We start from the raw sequence: 11228 nt of genomic DNA on the forward strand, positions 1-11228 counted from the left end.
GATGGCGCGACGACAGGACACTGTCACACGGGCCGGCCACCATGCCGGCCCAACCCCTTTCTTTCGTGAGGTAATCCCGTGGAAATCACTGCTTCCCTGGTCAAGGAACTGCGCGAGCGCACTGGCGCCGGCATGATGGAATGCAAGAAGGCGCTCACCGAGGCCGGCGGCAACATCGACGCCGCTGCTGAAGCGCTGCGCAAGTCCGGCGCTGCCAAGGCCGACAAGAAGGCTGACCGCGTGGCCGCCGAAGGTCGTCTGGGCCTGGCCCAGGACGGCGGCAAGGCCGTGCTGGTCGAGATCAACTCGGAAACCGACTTCGTCGCCAACGACATCAACTTCAAGAACTTCGTCGATTCCGTCGCTGCCGCTGCACTGGCATCGGGCGCCGCCGACGTGGAAGCCCTGAAGTCGGCCACCCTGCCGACCGGCCAGACCGTCGAAGAAACCCGCGCGACCGCCGTGCAGACCCTGGGTGAGAACATCCAGATCCGTCGCCTGGTCAAGCTGGACACCACCGGCAACGTCGGTTCCTACGTCCACACCAACGGCAAGGTCGGCGTGCTGGTCGACCTGATCGGTGGCGACGCCGAACTGGCTCGCGGCCTGGCCATGCACGTGGCTGCGCTGAAGCCGCCGCACAACAAGGCCGCCGATGTGCCGGCCGAGTTCGTGGAAAAGGAAAAGGAAATCGAACTGGCCAAGATGTCCGAGAAGGACAAGTCCAAGCCGGCCGACATCCTGGAAAAGATCATCAGCGGCAAGATCAACAAGATCGTCAGCGAAGTGACCCTGTACGGCCAGAGCTACGTGCTGGACGGCGACAAGACCGTCGAGCAGGTGGTCAAGGCCGCCGGCGCCGACGTGGCTGGCTTCCAGCTGCTGGTCGTTGGCGAAGGCATCGAGAAGGTGGTGGAAGACTACGCCGCCGAAGTKGCCAAGGCGATGCAGGTCTGATTCCAGCCTCACGGCTGTAATGAAACCAGAAGGAGCCGCGGGAAACCGCGGCTCTTTTTTTATGCCGGTGGGCCTGTGGGTGCCCCTCACCTGTGGGTGGCCGAATCTGTGGGTGCGCACCGTTGGTGCGCACACCGACACCTTTGCGTTGCAAGCGAATCAAGCCGATACTCGGCACAGGGAACCTGCAGTCACATAACAGGAACGAAATTCGCAGACTGTGATGCATTCCTAGGTATTCTTGTCCTAATGGAATTGAACGACCCGACATGCCTCCCGAGCTGACAGCTGCACTGGCGCTTTGCCGCAACCTCCCCTCGCCGCCCGGTATTGCCTTGCGCATCATCGAACTGGCCCAGGACCCGGAAGCGGACATCGCGACCGCTGCGGACATCATCGCCATCGACATGGCGTTGAGTGCACGCATGCTGCGTATCGCCAATTCACCGCTGTACGCCAGCCGGCGCCGGATCGAGAACCTCGGCCAGGCGCTGACCATGCTCGGGCTGAACGCTACGATCAGCCTCGCCCTGGGCTTCACTGTCACCCAGGGCCTGACCGGCAAAGGCGGCGCCGACCACGACCTGCGCCAACGCGCCTGGAAGCGCAGCATCCTCAGCGCGCTGGCGGCCAGCCAGCTCGGCCAGGCCCGCGGCCTGCGCCGACTGGAGGAGCTGATGCTGGCCGGACTGCTGCAGGACATGGGCGTGCTGTGCCTGGCCCAGGCCGAATCCGAACGCTACCTGCCCCTGCTGCGCGAAGCGCGCGACAACCCTGATCTGATCGCGCGCGAGCGCCAGGAACTCGGCTGCAGCCACGCCGACGTCGGCGCCTGGGTCGCCGAGGAGTGGGGCCTGCCGCGCTACCTGGTCGACAGCATCCGCCACAGCGAAGACGAAGGCACCGCCGAGAATCCATTCCAGGCCTGCGTACAGCTGTCTGGAGCCGTTGCCGACATCTGGCTGGATGAAGACGCCGATACCGCCCGCGAAAGCGCCCTGCAGCAGGTCCACGACCGACTGCAGATGGACAGCGCCCGCTTCGACCAGGTCCTGGCCCGGATCAGCGAAGCGCTGCCGGACATCGCCAGCCTGTTCGAGAACGGCCTGAATTCACCGGCACGCGTGCGCGAGCTGATCGACCACGCCCAGGAGCTGGCCACCCTGCGCAACCTGCGCGAACTGCAGGATGCCGACCAGGCCCGCCGTCGCGCCGATGAATTCGAGGCCCGCGCCAAGCGCCTGGCCGACCAGGCCCATCGCGACGCCCTGACCGGCGTCCTCAATCGCCGCCAGCTCGAAGCCGTGCTTGAGCAGGAGTTCCTGCGCGCCGGCCGCCATGGCTGGCCATTGTCGGTAGCGTTCATCGACCTGGACGATTTCAAGAAGATCAACGACGCGCACGGCCACCTGACCGGCGATGAGGTGCTGCGCGCCTTCGCCGGCAAACTGCAGGGGCAACTGCGCAACAGCGACACCGTGGCCCGTTTCGGCGGCGAGGAGTTCGTCGCGCTGCTGCCCAATACCAGCGAATCGGTCGCCCTTGACGTGATCCGCCGCGTGCTGGCCAATATCGTCGCCACCCCGATGGCGGAACTGGAAGGCGGCCCGCTGTTCATCACCTTCTCGGCCGGCGTGGCCACCCAAGGTGGTTACGAGCGTTTTGCCGGTGTGCAGGACCTCCTGCGCGCCGCAGATGACGTGCTCTACCGCTCCAAGAACCTGGGCCGCAACCGGGTCATCGCGCGCTCTCCCGGCGAACTGGGGCATGATGAACTGTCTGCCACTGCGGGCGCCGAGCTTGGCTGAATGGTGCGCCCCGGATGCACGGGGCACACCGGCATTTTGCGCCGCAGTGCACAAAACGCTTTGGCCGCGCGCCGCTTGCGCGTAGAATCGCCCGCGATTTCCACGCACCCGAGGTCCCTATGTCCAAGCTCGCCTATCGCCGCATCCTGTTGAAACTTTCCGGGGAGGCGCTGATGGGAGATGAGGACTACGGCATCGACCCCAAGATCATCAATCGCCTGGCCCGTGAGGTCGTCGAGGCCCAGCAGGCTGGCGCCGAAGTCGCACTGGTCATCGGTGGCGGCAACATCTTCCGCGGCGCAGGCCTGGCCGCTGGCGGCATGGACCGGGTCACCGGYGACCAGATGGGCATGCTGGCCACGGTCATCAACGCGCTGGCCATGCAGGATGCGCTGGAAAAAGTGGGCGCCAAGGCCCGCGTGATGAGCGCGATCAAGATCAACGACGTGTGCGAGGACTACATCCGCCGCCGCGCCATCCGCCATCTGGAAAAGGGCCGCCTGGTGATCTTCGCCGCTGGCGTCGGCAGCCCGTTCTTCACCACCGACTCGGGCGCCGCCCTGCGCGCGATCGAGATCGGCGCCGACCTGCTGCTGAAGGCAACCAAGGTCGATGGCGTGTACGACAAGGATCCGAACAAGTACAGCGACGCCGTCCGCTTCGACAGCCTGAGCTACGACGAAGTGATCCGCCGTGGCCTGGAAGTGATGGATACCGCCGCCTTCGCCCTGGCCCGTGACAGCGACCTGCCGATGCGCGTGTTCGACATGGGCCAGCCGGGCGAGCTGCTGAAGATCCTGCACGGCGAGAACATCGGCACCCTCGTCCAGGGCCGCGATCCGGCCTGAGGCTGAGCGCAAGGCGACCTCCGGGCCGATTCAGGCCCGGCGGCGTCCCGTATTCGCCTATAATCGCCCGATTCCAGTTACATCCAGGACCCTGGCGATGCTCAACGACATCAAGAACAACGCGCAGACGCGCATGGCCAAGAGCATCGACGCTCTTAAGCACACCCTCACCTCGATCCGCACCGGCCGCGCAACGCCGGCCCTGCTGGACCGCGTCACGGTCAATGCTTACGGCAACGCCAGCACGCCGCTGAACCAGGTAGCGTCCATTTCCAACCCCGACGCCCACTCCCTGCTGGTCACGCCCTTCGACAAGAGCATGATCAAGGAGATCGAGAAGGGCCTGTACAACATCGAGCTGACCCCGAACACCATCGGCACCTCGATCCGCGTCAACCTGCCGCCGCCGACCGAAGAGCGCCGCAAGGAACTGGCCAAGCAGGTACAGAAGGAAGGCGAAGGCGCCAAGATCGCCGTGCGCAACATCCGCCAGGATGCGAACAAGGAAGTCGCCAAGCTGCTGAAGGACAAGGTCATCAGCGAAGACGAGAAGAAGCGCGGCGAAGACGATATCCAGAAGTTGACCGACGCCAACATCAAGGATATCGACAAGGTCGTCGCCGACAAGGAAAAGGAACTGATGTCGGTCTGAAGTCGATGCCTTCAGTCCCGCCTCCCCTGCCGGCCGCCCTCCCGCGCCACGTCGCCATCATCATGGATGGCAACGGGCGTTGGGCACAGCAGCGCCGTCGCCCCCGCGTGATCGGCCATCGAGCCGGTGCGCGCGCGGTCAACCGTACCATCGAGCGCTGCCTGGAACTGGGCATTCCGGCGCTGACCCTGTTCGCGTTCTCCAGCGAGAACTGGGGCCGGCCGCAGGACGAAGTCGACGCGTTGATGAAGCTGTTCCTCGGCGCGCTCGACCGCGAAGTGGACGAGCTGCATCGGCGCGGCGTGCGCGTGCGCTTCATCGGCGAACGCGAGCGCTTCGGTGCCGCCCTGGTCAGTCGCATGCAGCTGGCCGAACAGCGCACCGCCGACAACCGCGCCCTGACCCTGTCGATCGCCGCGAGCTATGGTGGCCGTCAGGACATCGCCCGTGCCGCACGCGCGTTGGCCGCTGAAGTGGCCGCCGGCCGCCTGCTCCCCGAGCAGATCGACGAATCCCTGCTGGGGCGACAGGTGGCTCTGGCCGACCTGCCGCCACCGGACCTGTTCATCCGCACTGGCGGCGATACCCGCATCAGCAATTTCCTGCTGTGGCAGCTGGCGTATACCGAGCTGTGGTTCACCGAAGCGCTGTGGCCGGATTTCGACGCCACGCAGCTGCAGCTGGCGCTGGATGCCTACGCCAGCCGCGAGCGCCGCTTCGGCCTGACCAGCGCCCAGATCGCCGCCCTGGCCACCGAGACGTCCAGCCCATGACCAAGACCCGAGTCCTCGCCGCGCTGATCATGGCGCCGGTCGCCATTGCTGCGATCCTGTTGCTGCCCACGCAATGGCTGGCCGCCGCCGCCGCTGCCGTGCTGCTGATCGGCCTGTGGGAATGGCTGAAGCTGGCCGATGTCGAAGACACCCTCGCCCGCACCGTGCTGCTGGTCCTCAACCTGGTGCTGATGGTGCTGCTGGTGTGGGCCGATGCCGGCACGCTGGTGCTGTTCCAGATCGCGACCCTGGTGGGCGTGGCCTGGTGGCTGGGCGCGCTGGTGTGGCTGCGCTTCTTCAACTTCGGCGCGCAGCCTGGCAGTCCGGCGCGCATCCTCAAGCTGCTGGCCGGCACCCTGGCCATCGTGCCGGCGTGGGCTGCGCTGGTACTGATCCATGCCGGCGGCGACCCGCCGGGCCATCAGGGCCACCTGTGGCTGCTGGCCGCGCTGGCGCTGGTATGGGCCGCCGATTCGGGCGCCTACTTCGCTGGCCGTCACTTCGGAAAGCATAAGCTGGCACCGCGGATCAGCCCGAACAAGACCTGGGAAGGCCTCGTCGGTGGGCTGATCGCCGGTGTTGCGGTGGCCGTCGGCCTGGGCTGGCTGGCCGGCATCGATGCCGCGCACCTGCCGGGCCTGCTGGTCACCTCGGTGGTGGCAGTATTCGCCTCGGTACTGGGTGACCTGTTCGAAAGCCTGATCAAGCGCCATGCCGGCGCTAAGGATTCAGGCCACCTGATCCCCGGCCACGGCGGCGTGCTCGACCGCGTCGACGGCGTGCTGGCGGCCATCCCGGTGTTCGCACTGGGCAAGGAAATCTTCGGGTTCTGACCATGGATGCTGCTGCAGACCTGCGCCGGGTCGCCGTGTTCGGCGCCACCGGCTCGATTGGTGCCTCCACGCTTGACGTGATCGCCCGCCATCCGCTGCGTTACCAGGCCACCGTGCTCGCCGCCGGTCGCCAGGTACAGGCACTGCTGGCCCTGTGCCGGCAGCACCGGCCCGCGCATGCGGTGATCGCCGATGAAACCCTGTATGCGGAACTGCGTGACGGCCTGCGCGATGCCGGCCTGGCCACCCAGGCCCACGCCGGCCATGCCGCTCTGGACCAGCTGGCGGCCAGTGACGCCTGCGACACCGTGGTTGCCGCGATCGTCGGCGCCGCCGGCCTGTCCTCGACCCTGGCCGCCGCTGCGGCCGGCAAGCGCATCCTCCTGGCCAACAAGGAATCGCTGGTGCTGGCCGGCGAACTGCTGACCCGTACCGCCGAACGTGCCGGCGCCGAGATCATCCCGATCGACAGCGAGCACAGTGCGATCTTCCAGTGCCTGCGTTCACGTGATGCCAGCCTCGACGGTGCCGGCGTGCGCCGCATCCTGCTGACCGCCTCGGGTGGACCATTCCGCGGGCGCAGCCGCGCCGAACTGGAGCAGGTCACCCCGGCCCAGGCCGTGGCGCACCCGAAGTGGTCGATGGGGCCGAAGATCTCGGTCGATTCGGCGACGTTGATGAACAAGGGCCTGGAAGTGATCGAGGCCCACCATCTGTTCGGCATCCCCGGCGAGCGCATCGAGGTACTGGTGCACCCGCAGAGCCTGGTGCATTCACTGGTTGAGTTCGTTGACGGCTCCACACTGGCGCAGATGGGCTTGCCAGACATGCGCACCACCCTGGCCGTGGGCCTGGGCTGGCCGCAACGGATCGAATCGGGCGTCTCCGGGCTGGACCTGCTCGCCCAGGGCCGGCTGGATTTCGAGGCTCCCGACACTGACGCCTTCCCCTGCCTGGCCCTGGCGTGGCAGGCGATGCGCGCCGGTGGTACCGCCCCGGCCGTGCTGAACGCCGCCAACGAAGAGGCTGTTTCAGCGTTTCTTCAGGGCCGCATAGGCTTCCTGACCATTCCGACGCTGGTTGCTAACGCTCTTTCAACACTGCCGACCGAACCAGCCGATACACTTGAGGTTCTGTTGTCCGCCGACCAGCGGGCCCGCCAGCTGACCCTGAACGCCATCGCCGCCACCTGAACAGCGCACCCATCCCGTATGACGCCGCCGCCCGTGTCCGCCAATGTGAACCTGCATGACTGACTTCATCGGATCGGTCTGGTGGATGATCGTGAGCCTTGGGCTGCTGGTCACCTTCCACGAATTCGGGCATTACTGGGTCGGGCGCCTGTGCGGGGTCAAGGTGCTGCGCTTCTCGGTAGGCTTCGGCCGTCCGCTGTGGTCGCGCCGTGACCGCCATGGCACCGAGTTCGCCATTGCCGCCATCCCGCTGGGCGGCTATGTGAAATTCCTCGACGAACGCGAAGTCGAGGTCCATCCGCACGAACGTGGCCAGGCCTTCAACCACAAGACCGTGTGGCAGCGCATCGCCATCGTCGCGGCCGGCCCGATCGCCAACCTGCTGCTGTGCATCCTGCTGCTGTGGGCGATGTTCGTGATCGGCAAGCAGGACTATTCCGCAACCGTCGGCCGCGCTACCGGCATGGCCGCCACGGCCGGGCTCGGCAGCGGCGATCGCCTGCTGAGCGTGGACGGCCGCGATGTGATCACCCTGGGTGAGGCCAGCATGGCCCTTACCGCGGCGGCGATGGACCGTCGCGACGTGACCCTGCAGGTCCTCGACCCCGCAGACCAGCTGCGCGCGCGTACCCTGCCGCTGTCGCAGCTGCCGGCTGGTTTCGATGAACGCCGGGTTCCGATCCTGGCCGGCGTGTATTGGCGTGCGTGGCTGCAGCCCCCGCTGGTGGACAACATCGTGAAGGGTTCGGCTGCGGAGGGTCACCTGCAGACTGGCGATCTGATCGTGGCGATCGATGGGCAGCGCATCGACAGCGTCGAGCAGGCCATCAGCGAAGTGGGCAGCCTGGGCCGCCGCGGTGGCCCGGCGATGATCGAGGTGCTGCGTGGTGGCGAGCGCCTGGCGCTGGAGATCACCCCGCGTCAGGGCAAGGACGGCAAGGGCCAGCCCACCTGGCAGATCGGCGCGGGGTTTGCCGAGAGCTACAGCCCCGCCTACGACACCCTGCTCAAGTTCGGCCCACTGCAGTCCGTGACGGTGGCGGTGCGTGAAACCGGCAGGATGGCCGCCGACTCACTGGCCATGATGGGCCGGATCGTCACCGGCAAAGCCTCGCTGCAGAACGTTTCCGGCCCGGTCACCATTGCCCGGGTCGCCAATATTTCGGCCAAACGTGGCGTGGATTGGTTCATCCAGTTCCTCGCCCTGCTGTCGCTGAGCCTGTGCATCATCAACCTGCTGCCGATCCCCATCTTGGACGGCGGCCACCTGCTGTATTACCTTATCGAGTTGGTCAAGGGCAGCCCGCTGAGCGAGCGTGCCGTCGCCGCCGGCCAATACATCGGCCTGGCGTTGCTGGCCGGGCTGATGGGATTGGCGTTCTACAACGACATCCTCGGCCTGGTCCCGCGATGAACTTTTCCATGTTTTTGCCGTCTACAGCGTCGGCATCCCTTACCAATGAAATCGACCTTCCTACCGGACGTGACATGACGCGACTCCCCAATCGCCGCCTGCTGGCCCTCGCCCTCGCCGCCGTCACCGGCGCCCCCGCCCTGGCCCAGGCAGCCGAGCCCTTCACTGTCAGCGACATCCGCGTCGACGGCCTGCAGCGCATCAGCTCCGGTACGGTGTTCACCTACCTGCCGGTCGAGCGTGGCGAGACGGTCACAGACAGCAAGGTCGGCGAGACCATCCGCGCCCTGTACAAGACCGGCTTCTTCGAAGATGTGCAGCTGGATCGCCAGGGCAGCATCCTGGTGGTGACCGTCAAGGAACGTCCGGCGATCAACAAGCTGACCGTCACCGGCAACAAGGACATCAAGTCCGACCAGCTGCTCAAGGGCCTGTCCGACATCGGCCTGACCGAAGGCGGCACCTTCGATCGCCTGAGCCTGGATCGCGTAACCCAGGAACTTCGCCGCCAGTACAATGACCGTGGCAAATACACCGTCGACATCACCCCGACGGTGAGTCCGCTGGACCGCAACCGTGTCGACATCGCCATCGCGATCAAGGAAGGCAAGGCGGCCAAGATCCGCCACGTCAACATCGTCGGCACCGAGAAGTACGACAGCAAGGACATCCTGGAGTACTGGGAGTCCAAGGAGCACAACTGGGCGTCGTGGTACCGCCGTGACGACCAGTACTCCAAGGAAAAGCTGTCCGGCGACCTGGAGAAGCTCAACTCCTGGTACCTGGACCGCGGCTATGTCGACTTCAGCATCGACTCGACGCAGGTCTCGATCAGCCCCGACAAGCGCGACATGTTCATCACCGCCGGCGTGACCGAAGGTGACCAGTACAAGATCTCGGAGATCAAGGTCAGCGGCGATACGATCCTGCCGCAGGAAGACGTCGAGCGCATGGTCGTGCAGAAATCCGGCGACACGTTCTCGCGTGCGCTGCTGGAATTCAGCTCCGACTCGATCACCAACTCGCTGTCCAACATCGGTTATGCCTTCGCCAAGGTGAACCCGATTCCGACCACCAACCGCGCCGAGCAGACCGTGGCGGTCAACATGCAGGTCGTTCCCGGCCCGCGCGTGACCGTCCGCCGCATCATCTTCAAGGGCAACACCCGCACCTCCGACGAAGTGATGCGTCGCGAAATGCGCCAGTTCGAGAACAGCTGGTACTCGCAGGCGGCCATCGACCGCTCCAAGATCCGCCTGCAGCGCCTGGGCTACTTCGAAGGCGTCGAAGTGGAAACCCCGGCCGTCAGCGGCAGCAACGACCAGGTCGACGTCGTCTACAACGTCAAGGAAACCACCTCGGGCAGCTTCGTGTTCGGCCTGGGCTATTCGCAGTCCTACGGCATGACCACCTCGGTGCAGCTGTCGCAGAACAACTTCCTGGGCGGCGGCAACCGCGTGTCGGTCGAAGCCTCGCGCAGCAGCTACCTGCAGCGCTACGGCTTCAGCTACACCAACCCGTACTTCACCGATGACGGCGTCTCGCTGGGTTACAACCTGTCCTGGCGCGAACTGGACTACTCCGACTTCAACACCGCGCAGTACAACAGCACCAATGGTTCGGCGCAGGTGGTATTCGGCGTGCCGATCACCGAGACCGACACCGTCTCGCTGATGTTCGGCATCGACAGCAACCAGATCACCACCTACGCGGGCTCGACCCCGAAGTCGATCATCGATTACATCGATGCCGTCGGCAGCCGCACCTTCCATGCATGGCGCACGGAACTGGGCTGGGCGCGCGACTCGCGCAACGACTACTTCATGCCGACCCGCGGTACCTACCAGCGCGTGGGCCTGGAAACCACCCTGCCGGGTTCGACCATCGAGTACTACAAGCTGAACTACCAGATCAGCAAGTACTGGCCGATCATCCCCTCGCTGGTGATCAACACCCGCGCCGAAATCGGCTACGGCGATGCCTACGGCAATGACAAGACCCGCGTGATCGACAACGGCGATGGCACCACCCGTACCGTCACCGCGTCGGGCCTGCCGTTCTACGAGAACTTCTACGCCGGTGGTACCAACTCGGTGCGTGGTTTCGAGGACAACACCCTCGGCCCGCGTGAAGTCACCAGCGGTTACCCGAACGGCCAGCCGCTGGGCGGTTCGCTGAAGACCGTCGGTTCGGTCGAGGCCTATTTCCCGCGCCTGTTCGACAGCCCGTCGGCCCGCGTGTCGGCCTTCGTCGACTTCGGCAACGTCTACAACGGCACTGACAACTTCAAGGCCAACGAACTGCGCGTGTCCACCGGTGTGGCCCTGCTGTGGCGCGCCCCGGTCGGCCCGATCTCGATCAGCTATGCGTTCCCGCTGAAGAAGAAGGACGGCGACGAGATCGAACGTCTGCAATTCACGTTCGGTGGCCAGTTCTGAGGAACGACGTTCCTCAGAACTGATCCACCTCCGGTGAATTGCCCGCGCATTTCACCTATCCCCCGCGCCGCTGGCGCGCCCCCCTTAACAGAAGGGGGGCTTTCCACCAGACGGGTCTCGAATCGCCGGGCATTGCCCGGCGTTTTCGTTATTGAAGCGCACGCTGACGCGCGGTGAGCCGAGTATGGCTCGGCGCTGCAGGCGACTGTGGACGTTGGATCCGCTCGCGCGCGGAAGACTATCCGGCGATGGCGCAGGGGGCTGACTAGGACCGTTGGCGCCATGGATGGCGCCATCGAGCCCCCAGGGATG

9 protein-coding genes are annotated in these 11228 nt (G+C 65.6%); all 9 read left to right on the forward strand.

What is annotated here, in order from left to right:
• The first annotated feature begins 78 nt into the window (after positions 1-78).
• The 9 genes from tsf (at position 79) to bamA (ending at position 10916) form a co-directional block, all read left to right on the forward strand.
• Positions 79-957 carry a translation elongation factor Ts gene (gene tsf / locus AB4Y84_RS04250; protein WP_032975792.1) on the forward strand — a complete coding sequence of 293 codons (879 nt, stop codon included), beginning with the start codon at positions 79-81 and terminating at the stop codon, positions 955-957.
• 269 nt (positions 958-1226) lie between these two features.
• The gene (locus AB4Y84_RS04255; RefSeq protein WP_312107859.1) at positions 1227-2765 is read left to right on the forward strand and encodes a sensor domain-containing diguanylate cyclase; all 1539 of its coding nucleotides are present in this window, start codon (positions 1227-1229) and stop codon (positions 2763-2765) included.
• 119 nt (positions 2766-2884) lie between these two features.
• Entirely contained in the window at positions 2885-3613 is a 729-nt protein-coding gene (pyrH, locus tag AB4Y84_RS04260; protein WP_025877663.1) for a UMP kinase, read from the forward strand.
• A 97-nt stretch (positions 3614-3710) separates the two neighbouring features.
• On the forward strand, positions 3711-4265 hold the full coding sequence (frr, locus tag AB4Y84_RS04265) for a ribosome recycling factor (RefSeq protein WP_099821430.1): 555 nt from the start codon (positions 3711-3713) through the stop codon (positions 4263-4265).
• 5 nt (positions 4266-4270) lie between these two features.
• Positions 4271-5038, forward strand: coding sequence for a polyprenyl diphosphate synthase (gene uppS / locus AB4Y84_RS04270; RefSeq protein ID WP_442243755.1), 768 nt, complete (start codon positions 4271-4273; stop codon positions 5036-5038).
• Entirely contained in the window at positions 5035-5871 is an 837-nt protein-coding gene (locus AB4Y84_RS04275) for a phosphatidate cytidylyltransferase (RefSeq protein WP_025877667.1), read from the forward strand. Before uppS ends, AB4Y84_RS04275 begins: the two co-directional genes overlap by 4 nt.
• 2 nt (positions 5872-5873) lie before the next feature.
• The gene (locus AB4Y84_RS04280; protein ID WP_223494644.1) at positions 5874-7064 is read left to right on the forward strand and encodes a 1-deoxy-D-xylulose-5-phosphate reductoisomerase; all 1191 of its coding nucleotides are present in this window, start codon (positions 5874-5876) and stop codon (positions 7062-7064) included.
• A 55-nt stretch (positions 7065-7119) separates the two neighbouring features.
• Positions 7120-8478: an RIP metalloprotease RseP gene (gene rseP / locus AB4Y84_RS04285; RefSeq protein WP_312107861.1), complete on the forward strand. Its 1359-nt coding sequence runs from the start codon at positions 7120-7122 to the stop codon at positions 8476-8478.
• Between the two features lie 74 nt (positions 8479-8552).
• On the forward strand, positions 8553-10916 hold the full coding sequence (bamA, locus tag AB4Y84_RS04290; RefSeq protein ID WP_165376689.1) for an outer membrane protein assembly factor BamA: 2364 nt from the start codon (positions 8553-8555) through the stop codon (positions 10914-10916).
• The last annotated feature ends 312 nt before the right edge of the window (positions 10917-11228 follow it).

This window comes from Stenotrophomonas sp. 2YAF22 (genome assembly GCF_052114665.1).
Lineage (GTDB): Bacteria > Pseudomonadota > Gammaproteobacteria > Xanthomonadales > Xanthomonadaceae > Stenotrophomonas > Stenotrophomonas indicatrix.